20 protein-coding genes and 3 tRNA genes are annotated in these 24,961 nt (G+C 60.7%); 21 read left to right on the top strand and 2 right to left on the bottom strand.

Annotated features, from left to right (window positions below; translation table 11 throughout):
• Positions 1 to 5: 5 nt before the first annotated feature.
• Both F7R06_RS13810 and F7R06_RS13805 read left to right on the top strand, forming a co-directional pair.
• Positions 6 to 965, top strand: coding sequence for a tRNA dihydrouridine synthase (locus F7R06_RS13810; protein WP_090318705.1), 960 nt, complete (start codon positions 6 to 8; stop codon positions 963 to 965).
• 129 nt (positions 966 to 1,094) lie between these two features.
• Positions 1,095 to 1,541, top strand: coding sequence for an Hsp20 family protein (locus F7R06_RS13805; RefSeq protein WP_047531258.1), 447 nt, complete (start codon positions 1,095 to 1,097; stop codon positions 1,539 to 1,541).
• A 66-nt stretch (positions 1,542 to 1,607) separates the two neighbouring features.
• Here the strand turns inward: F7R06_RS13805 and F7R06_RS13800 are convergent, their stop codons facing one another.
• Together F7R06_RS13800 and F7R06_RS13795 are read right to left on the bottom strand one after the other, a co-directional pair.
• On the bottom strand, positions 1,608 to 4,886 hold the full coding sequence (locus F7R06_RS13800; RefSeq protein WP_090318710.1) for a PAS domain S-box protein: 3,279 nt from the start codon (positions 4,884 to 4,886) through the stop codon (positions 1,608 to 1,610).
• Positions 4,887 to 4,952: 66 nt separating this feature from the next.
• The gene (locus F7R06_RS13795; protein ID WP_090318715.1) at positions 4,953 to 5,843 is read right to left on the bottom strand and encodes a LysR family transcriptional regulator; all 891 of its coding nucleotides are present in this window, start codon (positions 5,841 to 5,843) and stop codon (positions 4,953 to 4,955) included.
• A 147-nt stretch (positions 5,844 to 5,990) separates the two neighbouring features.
• Between F7R06_RS13795 and leuC the strand changes: the two genes are divergently transcribed.
• From leuC to F7R06_RS13700, 19 genes are all read left to right on the top strand, one after another.
• The gene (gene leuC, locus F7R06_RS13790) at positions 5,991 to 7,409 is read left to right on the top strand and encodes a 3-isopropylmalate dehydratase large subunit (protein WP_090318719.1); all 1,419 of its coding nucleotides are present in this window, start codon (positions 5,991 to 5,993) and stop codon (positions 7,407 to 7,409) included.
• 10 nt (positions 7,410 to 7,419) lie between these two features.
• A complete protein-coding gene (leuD, locus tag F7R06_RS13785; RefSeq protein WP_090318721.1) occupies positions 7,420 to 8,064 on the top strand; it encodes a 3-isopropylmalate dehydratase small subunit in 645 nt (214 codons plus the stop codon).
• A gap of 146 nt (positions 8,065 to 8,210) precedes the next feature.
• A complete protein-coding gene (locus F7R06_RS13780) occupies positions 8,211 to 8,978 on the top strand; it encodes a class I SAM-dependent methyltransferase (protein WP_090318724.1) in 768 nt (255 codons plus the stop codon).
• 65 nt (positions 8,979 to 9,043) lie between these two features.
• Entirely contained in the window at positions 9,044 to 10,126 is a 1,083-nt protein-coding gene (leuB, locus tag F7R06_RS13775; RefSeq protein WP_090318730.1) for a 3-isopropylmalate dehydrogenase, read from the top strand.
• 68 nt (positions 10,127 to 10,194) lie between these two features.
• The gene (asd, locus tag F7R06_RS13770; RefSeq protein WP_090318733.1) at positions 10,195 to 11,307 is read left to right on the top strand and encodes an aspartate-semialdehyde dehydrogenase; all 1,113 of its coding nucleotides are present in this window, start codon (positions 10,195 to 10,197) and stop codon (positions 11,305 to 11,307) included.
• A 244-nt stretch (positions 11,308 to 11,551) separates the two neighbouring features.
• Positions 11,552 to 12,562 carry an aspartate-semialdehyde dehydrogenase gene (locus F7R06_RS13765; protein ID WP_090318736.1) on the top strand — a complete coding sequence of 337 codons (1,011 nt, stop codon included), beginning with the start codon at positions 11,552 to 11,554 and terminating at the stop codon, positions 12,560 to 12,562.
• Positions 12,563 to 12,766: 204 nt separating this feature from the next.
• Entirely contained in the window at positions 12,767 to 15,412 is a 2,646-nt protein-coding gene (locus tag F7R06_RS13760; protein ID WP_090318739.1) for a FimV/HubP family polar landmark protein, read from the top strand.
• A 173-nt stretch (positions 15,413 to 15,585) separates the two neighbouring features.
• Complete coding sequence (gene truA, locus F7R06_RS13755; protein WP_090318742.1) at positions 15,586 to 16,410, top strand: tRNA pseudouridine(38-40) synthase TruA; 825 nt, start codon at positions 15,586 to 15,588, stop codon at positions 16,408 to 16,410.
• Between the two features lie 63 nt (positions 16,411 to 16,473).
• Positions 16,474 to 17,088, top strand: coding sequence for a phosphoribosylanthranilate isomerase (locus F7R06_RS13750; RefSeq protein WP_090318744.1), 615 nt, complete (start codon positions 16,474 to 16,476; stop codon positions 17,086 to 17,088).
• Positions 17,089 to 17,279: 191 nt separating this feature from the next.
• Complete coding sequence (gene accD, locus F7R06_RS13745; protein WP_090318747.1) at positions 17,280 to 18,200, top strand: acetyl-CoA carboxylase, carboxyltransferase subunit beta; 921 nt, start codon at positions 17,280 to 17,282, stop codon at positions 18,198 to 18,200.
• Positions 18,197 to 19,504 (top strand): bifunctional tetrahydrofolate synthase/dihydrofolate synthase, encoded by a 1,308-nt coding sequence (gene folC, locus F7R06_RS13740; protein ID WP_090318750.1) that lies wholly within the window; start codon positions 18,197 to 18,199, stop codon positions 19,502 to 19,504. The genes accD and folC overlap by 4 nt, the downstream gene beginning before the upstream one ends.
• Complete coding sequence (locus F7R06_RS13735; protein ID WP_090318753.1) at positions 19,488 to 20,147, top strand: SPOR domain-containing protein; 660 nt, start codon at positions 19,488 to 19,490, stop codon at positions 20,145 to 20,147. The genes folC and F7R06_RS13735 overlap by 17 nt, the downstream gene beginning before the upstream one ends.
• 98 nt (positions 20,148 to 20,245) lie before the next feature.
• Positions 20,246 to 20,806, top strand: coding sequence for a CvpA family protein (locus F7R06_RS13730; protein WP_090318758.1), 561 nt, complete (start codon positions 20,246 to 20,248; stop codon positions 20,804 to 20,806).
• A gap of 41 nt (positions 20,807 to 20,847) precedes the next feature.
• On the top strand, positions 20,848 to 22,353 hold the full coding sequence (purF, locus tag F7R06_RS13725) for an amidophosphoribosyltransferase (protein WP_075945888.1): 1,506 nt from the start codon (positions 20,848 to 20,850) through the stop codon (positions 22,351 to 22,353).
• A gap of 78 nt (positions 22,354 to 22,431) precedes the next feature.
• Positions 22,432 to 23,643, top strand: a complete 1,212-nt coding sequence (locus tag F7R06_RS13720; RefSeq protein ID WP_090318761.1) for an O-succinylhomoserine sulfhydrylase — start codon at positions 22,432 to 22,434, stop codon at positions 23,641 to 23,643.
• Positions 23,640 to 24,413 carry an SDR family oxidoreductase gene (locus F7R06_RS13715; RefSeq protein WP_090318764.1) on the top strand — a complete coding sequence of 258 codons (774 nt, stop codon included), beginning with the start codon at positions 23,640 to 23,642 and terminating at the stop codon, positions 24,411 to 24,413. The genes F7R06_RS13720 and F7R06_RS13715 overlap by 4 nt, the downstream gene beginning before the upstream one ends.
• A 158-nt stretch (positions 24,414 to 24,571) precedes the next feature.
• A tRNA-Val gene (locus F7R06_RS13710) sits at positions 24,572 to 24,647 on the top strand.
• 53 nt (positions 24,648 to 24,700) lie between these two features.
• Positions 24,701 to 24,777: transfer RNA gene (locus tag F7R06_RS13705), tRNA-Asp, on the top strand.
• A gap of 92 nt (positions 24,778 to 24,869) precedes the next feature.
• Positions 24,870 to 24,946, top strand: a tRNA-Asp gene (locus tag F7R06_RS13700).
• Positions 24,947 to 24,961: the final 15 nt, after the last annotated feature.

Below are 24,961 nucleotides of genomic sequence, written 5' to 3'. Positions count from 1 at the left end.
TTTTCATGCAAATTGCCTTGGCGCCCATGGAGGGGTTGGTCGACGACATCCTGCGCGACGTGCTGACCCGCGTGGGTGGCATTGACTGGTGCGTAACCGAGTTCATTCGTGTCAACGATCAGTTGCTCACGCCTGCCTATTTCCACAAGTTCGGCCCGGAATTGCTCAACGGTGCTCGCACTGGTGCCGGTGTGCCGCTGCGCGTGCAGTTGTTGGGTTCCGATCCGGTTTGCCTGGCAGAAAACGCTGCGCTGGCCTGTGAGCTGGGTTCCGAGGTGATCGACCTGAACTTCGGCTGCCCGGCCAAGACCGTGAACAAGTCCCGCGGAGGAGCGGTTCTGCTCAAGGAGCCGGAGCTGCTGAACCAGATCGTCGAACATGTCCGCCGCGCCGTTCCGGCGCACATTCCCGTGACCGCCAAGATGCGCCTGGGCTTCGACAGCCCGGATGGCTCGCTGGTGTGCGCCACGGCCCTGGCCGAAGGTGGCGCGGCGCACATCGTGGTCCATGCACGAACCAAGACCGACGGCTACAAGCCACCGGCGCATTGGGAATGGATTCCGCGGGTACAGGACGTGGTCAAGGTGCCGGTGTTTGCCAACGGCGATATCTGGAGTGTCGAAGACTGGCGCCGTTGCCGCGAAATCAGCGGTGTGGAAGACATCATGCTGGGTCGCGGCCTGGTTTCGCGCCCGGATCTGGCTCGGCAAATCGCCGCCGCGCGTGCCGGTGAAGAGGTCATCGAGATGACTTGGGCCGAACTGCTGCCTCTGATTCAGGACTTCTGGCTGCAAGCCAAGGCGCAGATGACGCCCCGTCAATCGCCGGGTCGTTTGAAGCAGTGGCTGGCGATGCTGACCCGCAATTATCCCGAAGCGGTGGAGCTGTTCAGCGTCCTGCGCCGCGAGACCGAACTGGATCAGGTCTCGCGTTTGTTGGGGTTGCAGGTCGCTGAAGCCGCCTGAAAACAGCTAAAAAAATTTGAAAAAAATCTCTTGAAAAGTAATCGGCGGTCCCTATCTAAGGGTTACGCGATGCCGAATTCGGGTCGCGGAGACAAACAACTTGCTGATAGTTTTCAGGAGATTTGAACCATGAGTACTGCATTTTCCCTGGCGCCTCTGTTCCGTTCCTCGGTAGGCTTCGACCGTTTCAACGACCTGTTCGAAACCGCCCTGCGCAACGAGCCAGGCAGCACCTACCCACCGTACAACGTCGAAAAACACGGTGACGATCAATACCGCATCGTCGTGGCGGCGGCCGGTTTCCAGGAAGAAGACCTGGAGCTGCAAGTCGAGAAGGGTGTGCTGACCATCAGTGGCGGCAAGCGTGACAGCAACGAAGGCGTGACCTTCCTGCACCAGGGCATCGCCCAGCGCGCGTTCAAGCTGTCGTTCCGACTGGCGGACCATATCGAAATCAAGGCTGCCGGCCTGAGCAACGGTCTGTTGAGCATCGACCTGCTGCGGGTGATTCCGGAAGAGGCGAAAGCCAAACGCATCCCGATCAACGGGACGGAAAAACCGGCTCTGCAGCACTGAGTCAGAGCAACAAGAAGGGGCGCCATTGGCGCCCCTTTTTTGTACCCGGCCTCTGGAAAGATCCGGTTATCTCAGTAGTTTCTGAAATTCCTCCACCGGTAACGGCCGGCTGTGCAGGTAACCCTGATAGAAATGGCAGTCCAGCCCCTGCAAGAACGCCAGTTGCTCCGGCGTTTCCACCCCTTCGGCGATCACCTTGAGTTCCAAGCTGCGAGCCATGGCCACGATGGCTCGGATGATTTCGGCGTCATTGGGGTCGGTGGTGGCGTCGCGGATGAACGACTGGTCGATTTTCAGGGTGTCGACCGGCAGGCGCTTGAGGTAGGTCAGCGAGGAATAACCGGTACCGAAGTCGTCCATGGCAAAGCTCACGCCGAGTTTTTTCAGGCGACGCATTTTGCTGATGGTGTCTTCCAGATTCTGGATGACGATGCCTTCGGTGATTTCCAGTTTCAGCAGCGAGCAGGGCAGACCGTGGCTGGCGAGGCTGTTTTCGATGCGTTCGACAAAGTCGTTCTGGCGGAACTGCCTTGGGCTGATGTTGACGCACAGGCTGAAGTTCAGCGGGTCGATCAGGCGATTGGCGATCAATTGCCTGAAGGCCTGACAGGCTTCGTCGAGAATCCAGGTGCCGACCTCCAGGATCAGCCCGCTGTCCTCCAGCACCTTGATGAATTCGGTCGGCGATTGCGCGCCGAGTTCGGGGTGGGTCCAGCGTACCAGGGCCTCGGCGCCGACGATGCGGTTATTGCGGGCATCGAGCTGGGGCTGGTAGTGCACGCGAAATTCACCCCGCGACAGCGCCAGGCGCAGATCGGTCTCCATGCGCAGGCGCTCGCTGGCGGCCTTCTGCATGGTGTTGTGATACATCTGCGCGGTGTTGCGCCCTGAATCCTTGGCGCGATAGAGGGCAATGTCCGCGCGTTTGAGCAAATCGGTCGGCGTGGAGCCGTGGTCGGGAATCAGCGCAATGCCGATACTCGGCGTCACTTGCAGGCGCTGGCCATCGAGGAACATCGGTTCCGACAGCAATTCACGCAAGGTATCGGCCAGTTCGCGCACCTGATCACTGACTTCACTGCGCGAGCCTTCGAGACCGCTGAGCAGGACCACGAATTCGTCGCCGCCCAGGCGCGCGACGGTGTCTTCCATGCGCACACTGGCTTCCAGGCGGGCAGTGATGATCTTCAGCACCGTGTCGCCCACCGGATGGCCGAGGGAATCGTTGATGTGCTTGAAATGGTCGAGGTCGAGAAACATCAGGGCGCCACGCAGGTTGTGGCGTTTGAGCAAGGCGATCTGCTGGCTCAAGCGGTCCATCAGCAGTGCACGGTTGGGCAGATTGGTCAGTGGGTCGTGGTAGGCCAGGTGACGGATCTGCGCTTCGGCGTTTTTCAGCAGGCTCACGTCCCGGGCGGTCAGCAGCAGGCACGCGGTTTCATTGAGGGTGATCGGTTCCACCGACACTTCCACTGTCAGCAATTCGCCGCGCTTGTTGCGCCCGAGCATTTCCTGGTGATGAACCCGGCCCTTGATCTGCAATTCAGCCAATAACGCCGAACGTTGTTTCTCTTCGGCCCAGATGCCGACCTGATACACCGTGCGCCCGATCACTTCGTCGGCGCGGTAGCCGGTCAGGCGGCAGAAACCGTCGTTGACCTCCAGATAGCGTCCGGTGTCGCGTTCGGTGATGGTGATGGCATCGGGGCTTGAATGAAATGCCTTGGCGAACTTTTCTTCGCTGGCCTTGAGCGCGGCTTCCGAGCGTTGTTGCTGGGTGATGTCCCTTAGGGTTGTGACCACGCATGGCTGGTCGCCGACGCTGATCTGCCGGCTCGAGATCACGCAGGTCAGCGACTGCCCGTCCTTATGCTGGACGAGGATGGCCACGTTGTTCAGGCTTTGCTCGCGGATCACCTGTTCGATGCGCTGCAGGCTTTTTGCCGAGGCGTCCCACAGGCCGATTTCGTCGGCGCTGCGTCCAATGACATCGGCGGCACTCCAGCCAAAGGTCTGGGTGAAGCTGGAGTTGATTTCGATGAAGTGCCCGGTGTCCTGGCGGGTGACGCAGATCGGGTCCGGGCTGACCTGGAACAGGGTGGCGAATTTCTCTTCGGAAGCCACCAGCTGCTGTTCGCGTTCGACTTGATCGGTGATGTCGAGCAGGGTGCCGGCCATGCGCAGCGGCAGGCCGTTTTCGTCGCGATAGAGCCGGGCGCGGCTTTCCAGGTAGCGTGAGGTGCCGTCCTCCAGTTGTACCCGGTAGGTCAGTTGATAATTGCCCGCCGGACCTTCGCGCAGGCTGCGGTAGGCGTCGCGCATGGAATCGCGTTCCTCCCCGGGCACGCCTTCGAAAAAGTCTTCGAAAGATTCGTGGAAAGGTTTCGCGTCCATTCCGTGCAACTGGGCGGCGCGGGCCGAGCCGTAAAGCATGCCGCTGGGAATGTGCCAGTCCCAGGTACCCAGTTGCGCCGAATCAAGGGCCAGGTCGAGGCGCTCCTGACTGTCTTTCAAGGCGTGCTCGGCAGCTTTGCGTTCAGTGGTGTCGAGGAAGGTGCTCAGCAGATACGGTTGGCCTTCGAGCTCGACCTTTTGCGCGCTGAGGATGCCGTCGTGGATCTGGCCATTGCTGGCGCGAAACTGCACTTCCATGTTGATCAGTTCGCCCTTGGCCTTGGTGGCTTTGACCAGAACCGCCCGTTGTTCGGGGTGCACCCAAAGGCCCAGCTCCAGGGTGGTGCGGCCGATCGCATCCTGTACCGGCCAGCCGAACAGGCTCTCGAAATACTGGTTGGCCTCAGTGATCAGACCGTCTTCCTGGCGGGTCAGCAGGACCATGTTCGGGCACAGGTGAAAGAGGGTGGCGAAACGCTTTTCCGAGCTGCTGAGCGCTTGCTCGCGCTGGCGCTGGTGGGTGATTTCGCGAATCACCCCGATCATGCGTGGCCGGCCGTGTTTGTCGGGCAGCAGGCTGCCATTGATCTCCAGCCAATGCAGGCTGCCGTCGGGCCAGCGAATGCGATGGTGCATCGCTTGCTCCAGCGGTGCGCCGGCGATCACGGCGTGGAAGGCGCGAACGGTTTTCGCTCGGTCTTCCGGGGGCAGCAAATCGAGGTATTCCAGATCGGCGGGTAACGGTTGGCGTGGATCAAAGCCAAACAGCGCCTGTGTGCCGCGAGACCAGCTGATCTGCCCGCGTTCGATATCCCAATACCAGGCGCCCAAACGCGCGCCGTTCAGGGCAGCCAACAATTGGGGGGCACTTTCCCAGCTCTGCTCGGATCGTTGAGGGTCAAGTGCCTGGATTCGCGGCATCGGCGGAATACGGTCAACAGATTTCGGCATTGGCAAGCCTTGGGCTGATTTGGGCATTTGGCACAGGAATTCGCGGCTCTATAGGAGTAGCACAAGTTAGCCTTGAGTCCCTGGCAGATCGATTTGAGCCTCCAGCAAGGCCATGAAGGCCCGCGCTGCATTCGATAGCGTCCGTTCTGTGTGCAGGATATAGCCTAGCTGGCGAGACAGTTGTATGCCCGGCAGGGGTATTCGCGCAACTTGATCATCGAGCATGGTGCGCGGCAGCACGCTCCAGGCCAGGCCAATCGACACCATCATTTTGATGGTTTCCAGGTAATTGGTGCTCATGGCGATGTTTGGCGTCAACCCCTGGGCTTCGAACAGGCGCTGGACGATGTGATGGGTGAAGGTGTTGCCTCCGGGGAACACGGCCGGATGCCGGGCAATGTCCGCCAGGCTGACCGGGCCGTTAGTGAGCAGCGAATGCTCCGGGGCGACCACGAAATCCAGCGGGTCGTCCCACACCGGGGTGGCCTTGACCAGCGCATGAGGTTCCGGCGCCAGGGTAATGACCGCCAATTCGGCGCGACCATGCAGGATCTCTTCGTAGGCCACTTCCGAGTCGAGGAATTGAATGTCCAGCGCGACGTCGGGGTAGCGGCGGGTGAACGCCCTTAATAAAGGGGGGAGGCGGTGCAGGCCAATGTGGTGGCTGGTGGCCAGTGTCAGCCGACCGGTGACCTCGCCGGTCAGGTTGGTCAGGGCGCGGCGCGTATCATCCAGTACATTCAGAATTTGATAGGCGCGCGGCAGCAGGGCGCGGCCCGCCTCTGTCAGACCGACTTCACGACCCAGTCGATCAAACAGGCGCACCTTTAATTGCTGCTCCAGCCCGGCGATGCGTTTACTGATCGCCGGTTGCGTCAGGTGCAGGCGCTCGCCGGCCCCGGAGAAACTTCCTGTCTCGGCGATGGCAATAAAAGCATTGAGGTTGGCCAGGTCCATGGTTGCATTCCAGTTGGTTATCCAAAGCATAAAAAATATGAATTTGAGTTATTTAATGTAACCCCATAGGATCAGCCTCACAAGCCAAAGGGTTATTGAAATCTCAACGCCCGGGGCATAGAAACAAGCTGATGAGGAAACCGTCTGATGGCCGGCAAAACGCTCTACGACAAGCTCTGGGATTCGCATTTGGTCAAGCAGCGCGACGATGGCTCTGCGCTGATCTACATCGACCGTCACATCATTCACGAAGTGACCTCGCCGCAAGCCTTCGAAGGCCTGCGTCTGGCCGGGCGCAAGCCTTGGCGCATTGATGCCAACATCGCGACCCCGGACCACAACGTACCGACCACGCCGGAGCGCAAGGGCGGCATCGACGCCATTGTTGACCAGGTCTCGCGCCTGCAGGTCCAGACCCTTGACGATAACTGCGATGAATACGGCATTGTCGAATTCAAGATGAACGACGTGCGCCAAGGCATCGTTCACGTCATCGGCCCGGAGCAGGGTGCAACCTTGCCGGGCATGACCGTGGTCTGCGGCGACTCCCATACCTCGACCCACGGCGCCTTCGGTGCCCTGGCTCACGGTATCGGCACCTCCGAGGTCGAGCACGTGCTCGCCACCCAGTGCCTGGTTGCCAAGAAAATGAAAAACATGCTGGTGCGCGTCGAAGGCCAATTGCCGTTCGGCGTGACCGCCAAGGACATCGTACTCGCCGTGATCGGCAAGATCGGTACCGCCGGCGGTAACGGCCATGCCATTGAATTCGCCGGTAGCGCGATTCGTGACCTGTCCGTCGAAGGTCGCATGACCATCTGCAACATGTCCATCGAGGCCGGCGCTCGCGTAGGTCTGGTGGCGGCCGACGAAAAAACCGTGGCTTACGTGAAAGGTCGTCCATTCGCCCCGAAAGGCGCGGAATGGGACTTGGCGGTTGAAGCCTGGAAAGACCTGGTGTCCGATGCCGATGCGGTATTCGACACCGTGGTCGAGCTCGACGCGAGCCAGATCAAGCCGCAAGTCAGCTGGGGTACTTCGCCTGAAATGGTCCTGGCCGTTGATCAGAACGTGCCGGACCCGGCCAGGGAAATGGACCTCGTCAAGCGTGGCTCCATCGAGCGCGCCCTGAAATACATGGGTTTGACCGCCAATCAGGCGATCACCGACATTCAACTGGACCGCGTGTTCATCGGTTCCTGCACCAACTCGCGCATCGAAGACTTGCGCGCGGCTGCCGTGATTGCCAAGGGCCGCAAAGTGGCCTCGACCATCAAGCAGGCCATCGTCGTGCCGGGCTCGGGTCTGGTGAAGGCGCAGGCCGAATCGGAAGGCCTGGACAAGATTTTCCTCGAAGCCGGTTTCGAATGGCGCGAGCCGGGTTGCTCGATGTGCCTGGCGATGAACCCGGACCGTTTGGAGTCCGGCGAACACTGCGCCTCGACCTCCAACCGTAACTTCGAAGGCCGTCAGGGCGCCGGTGGTCGTACCCACCTCGTGAGCCCGGCCATGGCCGCCGCCGCCGCTGTGAACGGTCGTTTCGTCGACGTCCGTGAATTGATCTAAGGAGCGCAGCATGAAAGCTTTTACCCAGCACACTGGACTTGTCGCGCCTCTGGATCGTGCCAACGTCGACACCGACCAGATCATCCCCAAGCAATTCCTGAAATCGATCAAGCGCACGGGTTTCGGCCCGAACCTGTTCGATGAATGGCGCTACCTGGATGTGGGGCAACCGTATCAGGACAACTCCAAGCGCCCGCTGAACAAGGACTTCGTCCTCAACGCCGAGCGTTATCAAGGCGCCAGCGTCTTGCTGGCCCGTGAAAACTTCGGTTGCGGCTCCAGCCGTGAACACGCGCCGTGGGCTCTGGAAGAGTACGGTTTCCGCAGCATCATCGCGCCGAGCTATGCCGACATCTTCTTCAACAACAGCTTCAAGAACGGCTTGCTGCCGATCATCTTGAGCGATGCCGAAGTTGATGAGTTGTTCCAGCAGGTTGAAGCCAATCCGGGCTACCAGTTGCAGATCGACCTGCAAGCCCAGACCGTGACCCGCCCTGACGGCAAGGTCCTGAGCTTCGAAATCGACGCTTTCCGCAAACACTGCCTGCTCAATGGCCTGGACGACATCGGCCTGACCTTGCAGGACGGCGATGCAATTGCGGCGTTTGAAGCCAGGCACCGTGCGAGCCAGCCTTGGTTGTTTCGCGACGCTTGATTGATTCGAGATTTTTGTAGTCAGGGCCGGCCCCATCGCTGGCAAGCCAGCTCCCACAGGGATTTGCGGTGTTCAGAAAACCTGTGGGAGCGAGCTTGCTCGCGATGAGGCCGGAACAGGCGCCACAAGACTAAAAGGAAGTCCCCATGACCAGCACCGCCCAGCACAGCCAGGTAGTCCAAAAGCAATTCGGTGAACAGGCTTCGGCCTACCTGAGCAGCGCCGTACACGCTCAAGGCACTGAATTCGCACTGCTACAGGCCGAACTGGCGGGGAAGGGCGATGCCCGTGTGCTGGACCTGGGTTGCGGTGCCGGTCATGTGAGTTTTCATGTGGCTGGGCTGGTGAAGGAAGTGGTGGCTTACGACCTGTCGCAGCAGATGCTCGACGTGGTGGCTGCAGCCGCCGCTGATCGTGGTTTGAGCAACGTGTCCACGGTCAATGGCGCCGCCGAATGCTTGCCGTTTGCCGATGGTGAATTCGATTTCGTCTTCAGTCGTTATTCGGCGCACCATTGGAGCGACCTCGGCCTGGCCCTGCGGGAAGTGCGTCGGGTGCTGAAACCGGGTGGTGTGGCGGCGTTCATCGATGTGTTGTCACCGGGCAGTCCGTTGTTCGACACTTACCTGCAAAGCGTCGAAGTGCTGCGCGACACCAGCCACGTGCGCGATTATTCCGCCGGCGAATGGTTACGCCAGGTCAGCGAAGCGGGGTTGCATACCCGCAGCACCACGCGGCAGCGGCTGCGTCTGGAGTACAACGCCTGGGTCGAGCGCATGCGCACGCCACAGGTGATGCGTGCGGCGATCCGCGAGTTGCAACAGTCGATGGGCAACGAAGTACGCGAATATTTCGAGATTGAGGCCGATGGTTCGTTCAGTACGGATGTGCTGGTGCTGTTTGTAGAAAAATAAGTACTGATCGATAGATTTTTTCCGGGCGCGCCCCAGGGTGCACCGACTGATGACATGAGGAAAGCATGAGCAAGCAGATTCTGATTCTCCCAGGTGACGGTATTGGCCCGGAAATCATGGCCGAAGCGGTCAAGGTGCTGGAACTGGCCAACGACAAGTACGCCCTGGGCTTCGAACTGAGTCACGACGTGATCGGTGGCGCCGCCATCGACAAGCACGGCGTGCCGTTGGCCGATGAAACCCTGGAACGTGCCCGTGCCGCCGATGCCGTGCTGCTGGGCGCCGTTGGCGGCCCGAAATGGGACACCATCGAGCGTGACATTCGTCCAGAACGTGGCCTGCTGAAAATCCGTGCGCAACTGGGCCTGTTCGGCAACCTGCGTCCTGCGATCCTGTACCCGCAACTGGCCGAAGCTTCGAGCCTGAAGCCGGAAATCGTCTCCGGTCTGGACATCTTGATCGTTCGCGAGCTGACCGGCGGTATCTATTTCGGCGCCCCGCGTGGCACCCGTACCCTGGAAAACGGCGAGCGTCAGTCCTACGACACCCTGCCGTACAGCGAAAGCGAAATTCGCCGCATCGCCCGTGTCGGTTTCGACATGGCCATGGTCCGCGGCAAGAAACTGTGCTCGGTCGACAAGGCCAACGTGCTGGCCTCCAGCCAGCTGTGGCGTGAAATTGTCGAGGAAGTGGCCAAGGATTATCCTGAGGTCGAGCTGAGCCACATGTACGTCGATAACGCCGCGATGCAGCTGGTGCGTGCGCCGAAGCAGTTCGACGTGATCGTCACCGACAACATGTTCGGCGATATCCTGTCTGACCAGGCTTCGATGCTCACCGGCTCCATCGGCATGCTGCCGTCGGCGTCCCTGGACACCAACAACAAAGGCATGTACGAGCCGTGCCACGGTTCGGCGCCGGACATCGCGGGCAAGGGCATCGCCAACCCGTTGGCGACCATTTTGTCGGTGTCGATGATGCTGCGTTACAGCTTCAACCAGCAGGCCGCGGCCGATGCCATCGAAAAAGCCGTCAGTCTGGTGCTGGACCAGGGCTTGCGTACGGGCGACATCTGGTCGACCGGTTGCACTAAAGTCGGTACGCAGGAAATGGGTGACGCAGTAGTCGCCGCGCTGCGGAATCTGTAATCTCTCGGGCCCGCTGCCACTTTCATCCCCGAAAGCAGCGGCCCACTTTTCAAGAAGGTGTAGTTGCGATGAAACGTGTAGGTCTGATCGGTTGGCGCGGTATGGTCGGTTCCGTGCTCATGCAGCGGATGCTGGAAGAGCAGGATTTCGATCTTATCGAGCCGGTGTTTTTCACCACTTCCAATGTCGGTGGCCAAGGCCCGTCGGTGGGCAAGGACATTGCTCCGCTCAAGGACGCTTACAGCATTGAAGAGCTGAAAACCCTCGACGTTATTCTGACCTGCCAGGGTGGCGACTACACCAGCGAAGTCTTCCCGAAGCTGCGCGAAGCCGGCTGGCAGGGTTACTGGATCGACGCCGCTTCCAGCCTGCGCATGCAGGATGACGCGGTCATCATCCTTGACCCGGTCAACCGCAAGGTCATCGACCAGCAGCTGGACGCAGGTACCAAGAACTACATCGGCGGCAACTGCACCGTCAGCCTGATGCTGATGGGCCTGGGCGGTCTGTTCGAAGCCGGTCTGGTGGAGTGGATGAGCGCCATGACCTATCAGGCGGCCTCCGGTGCCGGCGCGCAGAACATGCGTGAGCTGATCAAGCAAATGGGCGCGACCCATGCCGCTGTCGCCGATCAACTGGCCGACCCGGCCAGCGCCATCCTCGACATCGACCGTCGTGTCGCCGAAGCCATGCGCAGCGACGCGTACCCGACCGAAAACTTTGGCGTACCGCTGGCCGGCAGCCTGATTCCCTGGATCGACAAGGAACTGCCGAACGGCCAGAGCCGTGAAGAGTGGAAGGCCCAGGCCGAGACCAACAAGATCCTGGGTCGTTTCAAGAGCCCGATCCCGGTCGATGGCATCTGCGTGCGTATCGGCGCCATGCGTTGCCACAGCCAGGCGCTGACCATCAAATTGAACAAGGACGTGCCGATCGCCGATATCGAAGGGCTGATCAGCCAGCACAACCCTTGGGTCAAACTGGTGCCGAACAACCGCGAGATCAGCATGCAGGAGCTGAGCCCTACCAAGGTCACCGGTACCCTGAACGTGCCAGTCGGCCGTCTGCGCAAGCTGAACATGGGTTCGCAATTCGTCGGTGCGTTCACCGTCGGCGACCAACTGCTGTGGGGCGCGGCCGAACCGCTGCGTCGCATGCTGCGGATCCTGCTTGAGCGTTGATCGATTGAAGCGGTGAAAGAACCCGTGCCTTGAAAGAGGTGCGGGTTTTTTTATTCCAGGCAGTCTGATGTGGATAGGTTGTCTGATGTTCTGTCATCGCGGGCAAGCCCTCTCCCACAAGGATTGTGCTGAACCCTGTGGGAGCGGGCTTGCCCGAGACGAGGCCAGAATAGAGCCACATAATTGCCTGCATCCCCACCAGTCGGTAAAGTGCCGCTCCCCCCGTTTCGCCAGAGGTAAAACCATGAGCCAGTCCTTCGATATTGCCGTGATCGGCGCCACCGGTACTGTTGGCGAAACACTGGTGCAGATTCTTGAGGAGCGCGACTTTCCGGTCGGCAACCTGCACTTGTTGGCCAGCAGTGAGTCGGCAGGGCACTCGGTGCCGTTTCGCGGCAAGAATGTGCGGGTGCGGGAAGTCGATGAGTTCGACTTCGGCAAAGTCCAGTTGGTGTTCTTCGCCGCCGGCCCGGCTGTAACCCTCAGTTTCGCCGCGCGCGCCACGGCCGCCGGTTGCTCGGTGATTGATCTGTCCGGCGCGTTGCCGGCCGACCAGGCGCCACAAGTGGTGCCGGAAGCCAATGCGCACGTACTGGCCGGTCTGAAAAAACCATTCCGGATCAGCAGCCCGAGCCCATCGGCTACCGCGCTGGCGGTGGTGCTGGCGCCGTTGCTGGGTTTGATTGATCTGCAGCGCATCAACCTGACCGCGTGCCTGGCGGTTTCCGCCCAAGGCCGGGAGGCCGTGACCGAGCTGGCGCGGCAGACCGCCGAGTTGCTTAACGTGCGCCCCCTGGAGCCGACCTTTTTCGATCGGCAGATGGCGTTCAACTTGTTGGCCCAGGTCGGCAAGCCGGACGAGCGAGGTCATACGCTGCTGGAAAAACGCCTGGTGCGTGAGGTGCGCCAGGTCATGGCCCTGCCTGCATTGAAGATTTCCGTCACTTGCATTCAAGCCCCGGTATTTTTTGGCGATAGCTTTAGTGTGAGCCTGCAGTCGGCGAGTGAGGTCGACCTGGCGAAAGTCAACGCCGCACTGGAGGACGCGCCCGGCATCGAGCTGGTCGAAGCCGGCGATTATCCGACGCCGGTAGGTGACGCGGTAGGGCAGGATGTGGTCTACGTTGGTCGGGTACGCCAGGGTATCGACGACCTGTCGGAACTTAATTTGTGGCTGACGTCAGATAACGTACGCAAGGGCGCCGCGCTCAACGCTGTGCAGCTGGCTGAGTTGTTGATAAAAGACCAGCTGTAAAAGATACTTGGCAACAATTTTTCGAATGGTTCCGACCAGCGCTATGCTTGGCTGGAATGCTGAAGGCGAGCCACCCTGCGGGGCTTTCCGGGGCATGCATGAAACGATCGCGCGCGGCGACCTCTCGCCGCCGCGCAATGCCTTACGGCAGCGGCTATCAACACCTTCTCGCTGGCCGAGGAATGTTCAAACTAAGGATGAGCTATGGTTCAAGTTCGCAAACTGGTGTTAGCAATAGCGGCCGCCTCGGCGCTGTCCTCCGGTATGGCGCATGCGCTCGGGCTTGGGGAGCTGACCCTGAAATCAACGCTGAACCAGCCGTTGGTGGCGGAAATCGAGCTGCTCGACGTCAAGGACCTCACCGCTGCCGAAGTGGTGCCGAGCCTGGCTTCACCTGAAGAGTTCGCCAAGGCGGGTGTCGACCGCCAGGCGTTTCTCAACGACTTGACCTTCACCCCGGTGCTGAACGCCGGTGGCAAAAGCATCCTGCGTGTGACGTCCAGCAAACCACTTTCCGAGCCGATGGTGAAATTCCTGGTTCAGGTGATGTGGCCCAACGGTCGCCTGCTGCGCGATTACAGCGTGCTGCTCGATCCGTCCAAATTCTCGCCGCAAACCGCCGAAGCGGCTGCGCAGCCCGCGCCGACGCAGGTTGTCACAGCGCCCGTCACCGGTGCGAGCCAGCCGTCCCAACACACCACCACGCCGCGCGATACCCTGTGGGAGATCGCGGCGAAGGCGCGTAATGGCGGTTCGATTCAACAAACCATGCTGGCCATCCAGGCTCTGAACCCGGATGCCTTTATCGACGGCAACATCAACCGGCTGAAAACCGGGCAGGTGCTGCGTCTGCCGGATCAGGCGCAAAGCACCAGCGTGCCGCAACCCAAGGCCATTGCTGAAGTGGCCGCGCAGAACACCGCGTGGCGGCAGGGCCGTCGATATGTGGCGAAGCCGGGTTCGGGGCAGCAGCAACTCGATGCAACCAGGCGAGCCCGTGCCGAAGGTGCTCCGGCGCAAACCGCCGCCGACAAGCTGAGCCTGGTTTCCGCCGAATCCGGAAAAGCGCGCGGTAAAGGCGCTGCCGGTGATGCCAAGGCCCTGAACAACAAGCTGGCAGTGACCAAGGAAAGCCTCGACACGACCCGTCGTGACAATGCAGAACTGAAAAGCCGCATCTCTGATCTACAAAGTCAGATGGATAAGCTGCAGCGACTGATCGAACTGAAAAACAATCAACTGGCCAAATTGCAGGCTGAGGGCGCGACTGATACTCCGGCGGCAGCGACTGCTACGACCGCTCCGGCGATGACGGCTGAGCTGGCGCCTGCTCCTGCGGCAACACCTGCGCCAGTGGTTCCGGCAGCACCAGCGACTGCGGCGGCACCTGAGACGGTTCCGGCGCCTGCCGAACAGCCCATTGAACCGACGCCGGTCGCCGCCAACGACAAGCAGTTCAATGACCTGCTGACCAATCCATGGCTGTTGGGGCTGGCCGGTGGAGGGGCAGTGGTTGTGCTGCTTTTGCTGCTGTTGCTGGCTCGCCGCCGCAAAGCCCAGCAAGAAGCCGAGAAACACCTGCGCATGGCCCGGGCCTTGGCCGAAGAACAGCCGTTTTCCTCTGACCTTGACCTGCCGGAAAGCAGCTTCGAAGGCCTGGAGGTTCCACCTCCGAGCGTGAAGCTCGCTACCGCGCCGACTCCGACTCCGACTCCTGCGCCAGCGCCTGCTCCGGTTATCGCCCCGGTTGTGGTAACGCCGCCGATCGCGGCGCCACTGGTGGCTCCGGCCGCCGATCGCTCCGATGACGTGTTGGGCAAGGCTCAGTCGCACATCGCTGCCGGTCGTTTGAATCAGGCGGCTGCGCTACTGGAAGAGGGGGTCAAGCTGGAGCCGCAGCGCAGTGATCTGCGCCTGAAGCTGATGGAAGTTTACGGTCAGCAAGGCGACCGCGATGCGTTCGTGACCCAGGAGCGCCAATTGGTGGCCAATGGCGACAACTTCGCCCAGGTCGAAAAACTCAAAAGTCGCTTTCCGGCCATGGCTCTGGTCGCAGCCGGTGGTATCGCCGCTGCAGCTGTCGCCGCCGAACTGGACGCGCAGTACGTCAAGGACCTGTTGAAGGACGAGCCGCAGGTCCCGGCCCCGGCCCCGGTCGATGATGATTTCGACAGCGCGTTCGATCTGAGCCTGGATGACCTGGACAACATTACTCCGGCGGCTGTTACGCCTGCGCCTGCCTCGGAACCTGAGCCGACGACGTTGGCAGACCTGGAAGATTTTCCGCTCGACGATGATCTGAGTTTCGAGTCGGTGTTGCAGCAGCAGACTGAAATCAAGGAAAACCTCGACGACCTGTCGGACTTCGATCTGGACATGGATCTTGGCGCGGAACCCTCGACGGCGATGCTGGCCGAAGATGATTTCCTGCTCGATCTGGATGAAGGCGTGAAGGACTTGCCGGTCGTGGAAACCCCGGCAGCACCTGAGCTGGCGTTGGATGATCTGGAATTGCCGGCCGATTTTGACCTGTCCCTGGCCGACGAAATGGCGGCACCCGATGCCTTCGCGGCGGAGCTGGATGACGTCAATGCCGAGCTGGAGAGCTTGTCGGGCAGCATCGCCGAGCCGAGTTTCACGGCGCAAGACGCGCTGGCTTCCGCAGATGACGAGCCGGAGTTCGATTTCCTTTCCGGCACCGACGAAGTCGCCACCAAACTCGATCTGGCCCAGGCCTATATCGATATGGGGGACAACGATGGCGCCCGGGATATCCTCAATGAGGTGGTGATCGAAGGCGATGACGGCCAGAAGAGCGAAGCCAAGGAGATGCTGGCACGTCTGGCGTGAGTGATCGGCTCGTTGTAAGCAAAACGGCAGCCCGGTGAGGCTGCCGTTTTTGTTTTACCCCAAGGGCGACGCGGTTGTACTGGCGTCCACGTCCTGCGGCCTTATAATGCCCGCCTTTGCGTACATCAGCAGGCTGTCACTCCTTGGCAAATATAGATAACCCGGCCGCCGAAATGGCGGCCGACGGCTTTTTCCGAATCGCGTTGGGCGTTGAATACAAGGGCTCGCGCTATCGTGGTTGGCAGCGCCAGGCCTCTGGCGTGCTCACGGTGCAGGAAACCCTCGAAAACGCCTTGTCGAAAGTCGCCGACTCGCCTGTATCGCTGCTTTGCGCCGGGCGCACCGATGCCGGTGTTCATGCCTGTGGGCAGGTGGTGCATTTCGACACCCAGGTCGAGCGTTCGATGAAGGCCTGGGTCATGGGGGCCAATATCAACTTGCCTCACGACGTGAGCGTCAGTTGGGCCAAAGTCATGCCAGCGCATTTTCATGCACGGTTCAAGGCCATTGCCCGGCGCTATCGCTACGTGATCTACAACGATCAGATCCGCCCGGCGCACCTGAACGAAGAAATTACCTGGAATCACCGTCCGCTGGACGTCGAGCGCATGGCCGAGGCGGCGCAGTACCTGGTGGGCATCCATGACTTCAGCGCCTTTCGCGCCGGGCAGTGTCAGGCCAAGTCGCCGATCAAGGAGCTGCATCATCTGCGCGTCAGCCGTCACGGCAAGATGATCGTATTGGATATCCGCGCCAATGCCTTCCTGCACCACATGGTGCGCAACATTGCCGGTGTGTTGATGACCATCGGGGCCGGCGAACGCCCGGTCGAATGGATGAAGGAAGTGCTGGAAAGCCGTATTCGCCGCTCCGGCGGGGTGACGGCACACCCGTTTGGTCTTTATCTGGTGCAGGTCGAGTACCGCGACGAGTTCGAATTGCCCGAGCGTTACATCGGTCCGCATTTCCTGACCGGTTTCACCGAACTTGACGGCTGACGCCCTCGAACGCTTTTGTTACCATCCGGGACTTTCCCGGATTTGCCGTGAGGTTTTATCGACATGTCAGCCGTTCGCAGCAAGATTTGTGGGATTACCCGCATAGAAGATGCGTTGGCGGCGGTTGAGGCTGGTGCCGATGCCATCGGGTTTGTGTTTTACGCCAAGAGCCCGCGGGCGGTGACGGTTCAGCAGGCGCGCGCGATCATCCAGGCGTTGCCGCCGTTCGTCACGACCGTGGGCCTGTTCGTCAACGCCGGTCGCGAAGAATTGGCAGACATCCTCCAGGTTGTGCCGCTGGATCTGTTGCAGTTCCATGGCGACGAAAGCGCGGCAGAGTGTGAAAGCTGGCATCGCCCGTACATCAAGGCATTGCGAGTCAAGGCCGGTGATGACATTGCGGCGGCTTGCGATGCTTATCCGAGTGCCAGCGGGATCTTGCTCGATGCCTATGTCGAAGGTGTTCCGGGGGGAACCGGCGAAGCATTCGACTGGTCACTGATACCGCAGGGTTTGAGCAAACCGATCATTCTGGCGGGCGGCTTGACCCCGGATAACGTCGCTGAGGCAGTTGATCGGGTTCGGCCGTATGCCGTGGATGTCAGCGGCGGGGTGGAGGCAAGCAAGGGCATCAAGGATCACGCGAAGATTCGGGCATTCATCAACGCGGTGCGTTGATGTGACGGCTGGCAGACTGCCGCCGTCCACTGCTCTGTACAAAAAGGCTGAGGGTTGTTGGGTGGTACGCAGGTCACGTTTCGCTGACCCGGCCATTGACCGATCATCGCCGCACACATGAATTTAGCTCAAGGGCATACGCGGGGCTGCGAACCAGAGCGTTCGGGCCGCCGGTACTGGAGAAAGAAAGCATGAGCAACTGGTTAGTAGACAAACTGATCCCTTCGATCATGCGTTCCGAGGTCAAGAAGAGCTCGGTGCCTGAAGGTCTTTGGCACAAATGCCCGTCTTGCGAGGCTGTGCTGTATCGTCCGGAGCTGGAAAAGACCCTGGACGTTTGCCCCAAGTGCAATCACCACATGCGTATCGGCGCGCGCGCCCGTATCGACATTTTCCTCGACGCCGAAGGCCGTGTTGAGCTGGGTGCAGACCTGGAGCCAGTGGACCGCCTGAAGTTTCGCGATGGCAAGAAGTACAAGGATCGCCTGACCGCTGCGCAAAAGCAGACCGGCGAAAAAGATGCCCTGATTTCCATGAGCGGTACCTTGCTGGGTATGCCGGTGGTGGTGTCGGCGTTCGAATTCTCCTTCATGGGTGGTTCGATGGGTGCCATCGTCGGCGAGCGCTTCGTGCGCGCTGCCAATTACGCGCTGGAAAATCGCTGCCCGATGATCTGCTTCTCCGCCTCCGGTGGTGCGCGGATGCAGGAAGCGCTGATCTCCCTGATGCAAATGGCCAAGACCTCTGCGGTACTGGCGCGTCTGCGTGAAGAAGGCATTCCGTTCATCTCCGTACTGACCGACCCGGTCTACGGTGGTGTTTCAGCCAGTCTGGCGATGCTCGGCGACGTGATTGTCGGCGAACCTAAAGCGCTGATTGGCTTTGCCGGCCCGCGTGTGATCGAGCAGACCGTGCGCGAAAAACTGCCGGAAGGCTTCCAGCGCAGCGAGTTCCTGCTGGAGCACGGCGCGATCGACATGATCATTCACCGTCAGGAGCTGCGTCCGCGTCTGGGCAATCTGCTGGCGCAGATGATGGGCCTGCCGACGCCCCAGTTCGTCGCGACCCCCATCGAGCCGATCGTGGTTCCACCGGTGCCTGCCAACGTATGACCCAACGTACCCTTGGCGAGTGGCTCGCCTACCTTGAGCAGTTGCACCCCTCGGCCATCGACATGGGCCTTGAGCGCTCGCAACGGGTAGCGTCCCGCATGGGGCTGGGCAAGCCGGCGCCTCGGGTGATCACGGTCACCGGCACCAACGGCAAGGGTTCTACCTGTGCGTTCGTGGCCTCGTTGCTGCGGGCCCAAGGCCTGAAAGTCGGTGTCTACAACTCTCCGCACCTGCTGCGTTACAACGAGCGGGTGCAGGTCAATGGCGTTGAAGCCACTGACGCCGAGCTGTGCGAAGCCTTTGCGGCGGTCGAGGCGGGGCGTGGCGACACTTCCCTGACCTATTTCGAGATGGGCACCCTGGCGGCGTTCTGGCTATTCCAGCGCTCCGGGCTCGATGCCGTGGTGCTGGAAGTGGGGCTGGGTGGGCGTCTGGACACGGTCAACGTGGTGGATGCCGACATGGCGCTGGTCACCAGCATCGGTGTCGATCACGCCGATTACCTGGGTGATACCCGGGAGTCCGTGGCCTTCGAGAAGGCCGGTATCTTCCGCCAGGGCGCGCCCGCGCTCTGTGGCGACCTGAATCCTCCGCAACCGCTGCTGGATAAGGCGCGGGAGCTCAAATGCCCGTTTTTCCTGCGTGGGCGCGATTTCGACCTCGGTATCACCGATCACAACTGGCAATGGCGCGGTCTGGACGCCCACGGGCGTGCGGTTGAACTGCATGATCTGCCGTTGCTTGATCTGCCGATGGAAAACGCCGCGCTGGCATTGCAGGCTTATCTGCTGCTCGGCTTGCCTTGGGTCGATGCGCAAATTGTCCAGGCGCTGCAGGCAACGCGGGTCGTCGGTCGTCTCGATCGTCGGCAATTCGACTGGCAGGGCAAGCGTCTGAACCTGCTGCTGGATGTGGGGCATAACCCCCATGCGGCGGAGTATCTGGCCCGTCGCCTGGCGAGCCGGCCGCCGGCGGGCAAGCGCCTGGCGGTGTTCGGGTTGCTCGCGGATAAGGACCTGGATGGTGTAATTGGGGAATTGAGTGCTAATGTCGAGCACTGGGCTGTCGCGCCGCTGGATTCGCCACGGGCGCGACCAGTGACCGATTTGCACGAAGCGCTGCATAAGCGCGGCGCCTTGGTAACGTCCTATGACAGCGTGGCCGCCGCCCTGGAAGGGCAGTGTGCGCTGGCGACGAGCGACGATGAAATTCTGTTGTTCGGATCTTTTTATTGTGTCGCCGAGGCCCTTGAGTGGTTGGCTCGGCGCTCCACGGAGGAAGCGGCAAATGGCATTGCTGGATAAAGCTTACAAACAGCGCATGGTCGGCGCCCTGGTTTTGGTCGCGCTGGCCGTGATTTTCCTGCCGATGCTGTTTTCCCGTCAGGATGAGCAGCGCCAGGTGACGGTTGAAGCGCCGGCTGCACCGCAAGCGCCAGCGATGCCACAGGTTCAGGTTGAACCGGTCGTCGTGCCCGAGCCCCAGGCTTTGCCGCAGGAGCCGGTGCCAAGTGACGATGAAATTGCGCAGGATGAGGAGCCTGCAGCGCCTGTCGCGCCAAAGGCGTCGGCGGTGCCGGCTCCAACTGTAAAAGCCGTCACGCCGCCTCCTGCCCCGGCCGCCAAGCCCGCGACGGCTCCCGCCCAGCCGATTGCGGCCGCTCCGGGTAAGCCTGACACCACGCAAAGTCGTGTCGACGCCAATGGCCTGTCGGTCAGCTGGTCGGTGCAACTGGCCAGTCTGGCCAATCGCGAAAGTGCCGAAAAGCTGCAGAAAACCCTGCGCAGTCAGGGTTACAACGCCTACATCCGTTCTTCCGACGGCAAGAATCGGGTGTTTGTCGGTCCGCTGATCGAGCGTGCCGAGGCTGATCGCCTGCGTGATTTGTTGAACCGCCAGCAAAACCTCAAGGGTTTTGTGGTGCGCTTTCAGCCAGAGCGCGGTTAAATCTATCGCCCCGATTTGAAATGCACTGACAATCGCAGCTTACCGATAAGCATGGGCTCTGCTAAAATGCGCCGCCTTATCCGTCTGTAGGCTGCACTGTGCCATTTACCTGGGTTGACTGGGCGATCGTTGCAATCATCGCCATCTCCGCATTGATCAGTCTGAGCCGCGGCTTCGTCAAAGAAGCGCTGTCGCTGGTGACCTGGATCATCGCAGGAGTCGTTGCCTGGATGTTCGGTGGCTCATTGTCCGAGTACCTCGCCGGATACATCGAAACGCCATCGGCTCGTGTGATCACGGGTTGTGCCATCATGTTTGTCGCCACTTTAATCGTAGGCGCAATGATCAATTATCTTATCGGCGAGTTGGTACGCGTCACCGGGCTTTCCGGGACCGATCGATTCCTCGGCATGGCCTTCGGCGCCGCGCGTGGCGTGTTGCTGGTGGTCGTGGCGGTCGGGCTGTTGAGCCTGGGGCCGGTACAGCAGGACGGGTGGTGGAAAGAATCCCAACTCGTACCAAGGTTTTTATTGGTCGCAGACTGGTCCAAAAACCTGATTCTCGGGTGGAGCAGTCAGTGGCTTGCCAGCGGTATCAGCGTACCCGCTGAAATACCGTTCAAGGAGCACCTCTTGCCGACGGCGAAAACGCCTCAGTGAGTTGTGTTCAGTTCAGATCCATTAAGTAGGGGTTGCGTCGCATGTGTGGCATCGTCGGTATCGTCGGTAAGTCGAACGTCAATCAGGCGCTGTATGACGCGCTAACCGTCCTCCAGCACCGCGGCCAGGACGCTGCCGGTATCGTGACCAGCCATGATGGCCGGTTATTCCTGCGCAAGGACAACGGCCTGGTGCGTGACGTGTTTCATCAGCGTCACATGCAGCGTCTGGTCGGTCATATGGGTATTGGCCATGTGCGCTACCCGACCGCGGGCAGCTCGACGTCGGCCGAAGCTCAACCGTTTTACGTCAACTCGCCTTACGGCATCACCCTGGCGCACAACGGTAACCTGACCAACGTTGAACAGCTGGCCAAGGAGATCTACGAATCTGATCTGCGCCACGTCAACACCAGCTCCGACTCGGAAGTGCTGCTCAACGTGTTTGCGCACGAACTGGCCCAGCGTGGCAAGTTGCAGCCAACCGAAGAAGACGTGTTTGCTGCCGTCACCGACGTGCACAACCGTTGCGTCGGTGGTTATGCGGTGGTGGCGATGGTGACCGGCTACGGCATCGTTGGTTTCCGTGATCCGCACGGCATTCGTCCGATCGTGTTCGGCCAGCGTCACACCGATGAAGGCGTCGAATACATGATCGCCTCCGAAAGCGTTTCCCTGGACGTGCTCGGCTTCACCCTGATTCGCGACCTGGCACCGGGCGAAGCGGTCTACATCACTGAAGACGGCAAGCTGCACACCCGTCAGTGCGCGACTAACCCGTCCCTGACCCCGTGCATCTTCGAACACGTCTACCTGGCGCGTCCGGACTCGATCATTGATGGCGTGTCGGTCTACAAAGCCCGTCTGCGCATGGGCGAGAAGCTCGCCGAGAAGATCCTGCGCGAGCGTCCCGAGCACGACATCGACGTGGTCATCCCGATCCCGGACACCAGCCGCACTGCGGCCCTGGAGCTGGCGAACCACCTGGGCGTGAAGTTCCGCGAAGGCTTCGTGAAGAACCGCTACATCGGCCGCACCTTCATCATGCCGGGCCAGGCCGCGCGGAAAAAATCCGTACGCCAGAAGCTCAACGCCATCGAGCTGGAATTCCGCGGCAAGAACGTGATGCTGGTGGACGACTCCATTGTGCGCGGCACCACTTGCAAGCAGATCATCCAGATGGCGCGCGAAGCGGGCGCCAAGAACGTCTACTTCTGCTCTGCAGCGCCAGCCGTGCGTTTCCCTAACGTCTACGGCATCGACATGCCGAGCGCCCATGAGTTGATCGCCCACAACCGTTCGACCCAGGACGTGGCTGACCTGATCGGCGCCGACTGGCTGATCTATCAGGATCTGCCTGACTTGATCGAAGCGGTCGGTGGCGGCAAGATCAAGATCGAGAAGTTCGATTGTGCCGTGTTCGACGGCCAGTACGTGACCGGCGACGTCGACGAGGCCTACCTGAACAAGATCGAGCAGGCACGTAACGATGCCTCCAAGGTCAAGACCCAGGCGGTCAGTGCGATCATCGATCTGTACAACAACTGAGTAATTACCGGCCCCTAGGGGCCGGTTTTGTATCTACCAAAGACCTTTTATTTCAAGAGCAGGGCAAGGAGTGACAGCATGAGTCAGGATTGGGATGCCGGTCGACTGGACAGCGACCTCGAAGGCGTAGCGTTCGACACCCTGGCCGTACGTGCCGGTCAGCACCGTACGCCGGAAGGCGAACACGGTGATCCGATGTTCTTCACGTCCAGCTACGTATTCCGTACCGCCGCTGACGCGGCCGCGCGTTTTGCCGGGGAAGTGCCGGGCAACGTTTACTCGCGCTACACCAACCCGACCGTGCGCGCTTTTGAAGAGCGCATTGCCGCGCTGGAAGGCGCCGAGCAGGCCGTGGCCACCGCAACCGGCATGGCCGCGATCATGGCGGTAGTGATGAGCCTGTGCAGCGCTGGCGATCACGTGTTGGTATCGCGTAGCGTGTTCGGCTCGACCATCAGCCTGTTCGAGAAGTACTTCAAGCGTTTCGGCGTCGAAGTCGATTACGTGCCCCTGGCGGATTTGTCCGGCTGGGATGCGGCGATCAAGGCCAATACCAAATTGCTGTTCGTCGAGTCGCCGTCCAACCCATTGGCCGAGCTGGTGGACATTGCCGAACTGGCGAAAATCGCTCACGCCAAAGGCGCGATGCTGGTGGTGGACAACTGTTTCTGCACCCCGGCTTTGCAACAGCCGCTGAAAATGGGTGCCGACGTCGTTGTGCACTCGGCGACCAAGTTCATCGACGGCCAGGGTCGTTGCATGGGGGGGGTCGTGGCCGGTCGCAGCGAGCAGATGAAAGAAGTGGTCGGTTTCCTGCGTACCGCCGGGCCGACCCTCAGCCCGTTCAATGCCTGGATCTTCCTCAAGGGTCTGGAAACCCTGAATCTGCGGATGAAGGCACATTGCGCCAACGCCCAGCAACTGGCGGAGTGGCTGGAGCAGCAGGACGGCATCGAAAAGGTCCATTACGCCGGACTCAAGAGCCATCCGCAGCACGAGCTGGCCCAGCGTCAGCAGAAGGGCTTTGGTGCGGTGGTGAGTTTCGAGGTCAAGGGTGGCAAAGAGGGCGCCTGGCGCTTTATCGACGCGACCCGTCTGATTTCGATCACCGCCAACCTGGGCGACAGCAAAACCACCATCACCCACCCGAGCACCACCTCTCATGGGCGTCTGGCGCCGCAAGAGCGTGAAGCTGCGGGCATTCGTGACAGCCTGATCCGTATCGCGGTTGGTCTGGAAGACGTGGCCGACCTGCAAGCCGACCTGGCGCGCGGGTTGGCTGCCTTGTGATCGAATTGGCCACGCCAGGGGGTTCCAATGGCCGCGTTGCACTGGTGACCGGTGCTGCGCGGGGCATTGGTCTGGGTATAGCCGCCTGGCTGATCAGCGAGGGCTGGCAAGTCGTGTTGACGGACCTGGATCGGGTGCGCGGTTCTAAAGTGGCGAAGGTCCTTGGTGAAAACGCCTGGTTCATCGCCATGGACGTGTCGAACGAAGGGCAGGTGGCGCTGGGCGTCGCCGAGGTGCTGGGGCAGTTTGGGCGTCTGGATGCACTGGTGTGCAATGCGGCGGTAGCCGATCCGCACAACATCACGCTGGAGAGCCTCGACCTGGCTTACTGGAATCGGGTGTTGGCGGTGAATCTCAGTGGGCCGATGTTGTTGGCCAAGCACTGTGCGCCCTACTTGCGAGCTCACAGCGGAGCGATCGTCAATCTGGCCTCGACCCGCGCCGGGCAATCGGAACCCGATACCGAGGCGTATGCGGCGAGCAAGGGCGGTTTGCTGGCCTTGACTCACGCGTTGGCGATCAGCCTTGGCCCTGAGATTCGCGTTAATGCGGTCAGTCCCGGCTGGATCGATACGCGAGACCCCTCGGTGCGCCGCGCCGAGCCGCTGACCGATGCCGATCACGCGCAACATCCGGCAGGCAGGGTAGGGACGGTCGAGGACGTGGCGGCGATGGTCGCGTGGCTGCTGTCGAAGAACGCCGGTTTCGTGACGGGCCAGGAGTTTGTAGTCGACGGCGGCATGACCAAGAAGATGATTTACCGCGAGTAACTCCAGCAAGGGCCGCTCGGTCGCGGTTTGAGGTTGCCGGCGCTCGTGGCGAGCACCGCCGGAAATGACATGATTTTGTCTTTTTCAGAAAAACTTCAATCCTGCTATTGACTTAGGTTCGCTACCTGCGTAAATTTCGCGGCCTCGGAGATGCAAACGGGTGATTAGCTCAGCTGGGAGAGCGTCTGCCTTACAAGCAGAATGTCGGCGGTTCGATCCCGTCATCACCCACCACTCTCGAGAGTCTTGCGAAAGCAAGATGGAAGCTGAAATGCCTCCACCGACGCGCAGCGGTAGTTCAGTCGGTTAGAATACCGGCCTGTCACGCCGGGGGTCGCGGGTTCGAGTCCCGTCCGCTGCGCCATATTTTCCGAGTCAGATTCATCTGGTTCGAGATTGAAAAGCTACTGAGTTTTCAATAAGACGAGTTAACTGGACGCAAGTCCACAGCGATACGCAGCGGTAGTTCAGTCGGTTAGAATACCGGCCTGTCACGCCGGGGGTCGCGGGTTCGAGTCCCGTCCGCTGCGCCATATCTGCTCCGAGGC

It is taken from the genome of Pseudomonas moorei (assembly GCF_008801475.1).
Taxonomy (GTDB): Bacteria; Pseudomonadota; Gammaproteobacteria; order Pseudomonadales; family Pseudomonadaceae; genus Aquipseudomonas; species Aquipseudomonas moorei.
The sequence above is the reverse complement of the archived record's forward strand: the minus strand, read 5'-3'. Positions and strand labels throughout refer to the sequence as shown.

Coding starts and splice junctions, on each gene's coding strand:
- folC (WP_090318750.1), top strand. CDS start 18,197: ATGACCCAACGTACCCTTGGCGAGTGGCTCGCCTACCTTGAGCAGTTG.
- accD (WP_090318747.1), top strand. CDS start 17,280: ATGAGCAACTGGTTAGTAGACAAACTGATCCCTTCGATCATGCGTTCC.
- F7R06_RS13760 (WP_090318739.1), top strand. CDS start 12,767: ATGGTTCAAGTTCGCAAACTGGTGTTAGCAATAGCGGCCGCCTCGGCG.
- purF (WP_075945888.1), top strand. CDS start 20,848: ATGTGTGGCATCGTCGGTATCGTCGGTAAGTCGAACGTCAATCAGGCG.
- F7R06_RS13800 (WP_090318710.1), bottom strand. CDS start 4,886: ATGCCGAAATCTGTTGACCGTATTCCGCCGATGCCGCGAATCCAGGCA.
- F7R06_RS13780 (WP_090318724.1), top strand. CDS start 8,211: ATGACCAGCACCGCCCAGCACAGCCAGGTAGTCCAAAAGCAATTCGGT.
- F7R06_RS13805 (WP_047531258.1), top strand. CDS start 1,095: ATGAGTACTGCATTTTCCCTGGCGCCTCTGTTCCGTTCCTCGGTAGGC.
- F7R06_RS13720 (WP_090318761.1), top strand. CDS start 22,432: ATGAGTCAGGATTGGGATGCCGGTCGACTGGACAGCGACCTCGAAGGC.
- leuC (WP_090318719.1), top strand. CDS start 5,991: ATGGCCGGCAAAACGCTCTACGACAAGCTCTGGGATTCGCATTTGGTC.
- F7R06_RS13765 (WP_090318736.1), top strand. CDS start 11,552: ATGAGCCAGTCCTTCGATATTGCCGTGATCGGCGCCACCGGTACTGTT.
- F7R06_RS13795 (WP_090318715.1), bottom strand. CDS start 5,843: ATGGACCTGGCCAACCTCAATGCTTTTATTGCCATCGCCGAGACAGGA.
- F7R06_RS13735 (WP_090318753.1), top strand. CDS start 19,488: ATGGCATTGCTGGATAAAGCTTACAAACAGCGCATGGTCGGCGCCCTG.
- F7R06_RS13750 (WP_090318744.1), top strand. CDS start 16,474: ATGTCAGCCGTTCGCAGCAAGATTTGTGGGATTACCCGCATAGAAGAT.
- F7R06_RS13810 (WP_090318705.1), top strand. CDS start 6: ATGCAAATTGCCTTGGCGCCCATGGAGGGGTTGGTCGACGACATCCTG.
- leuB (WP_090318730.1), top strand. CDS start 9,044: ATGAGCAAGCAGATTCTGATTCTCCCAGGTGACGGTATTGGCCCGGAA.
- leuD (WP_090318721.1), top strand. CDS start 7,420: ATGAAAGCTTTTACCCAGCACACTGGACTTGTCGCGCCTCTGGATCGT.
- truA (WP_090318742.1), top strand. CDS start 15,586: ATGGCGGCCGACGGCTTTTTCCGAATCGCGTTGGGCGTTGAATACAAG.
- asd (WP_090318733.1), top strand. CDS start 10,195: ATGAAACGTGTAGGTCTGATCGGTTGGCGCGGTATGGTCGGTTCCGTG.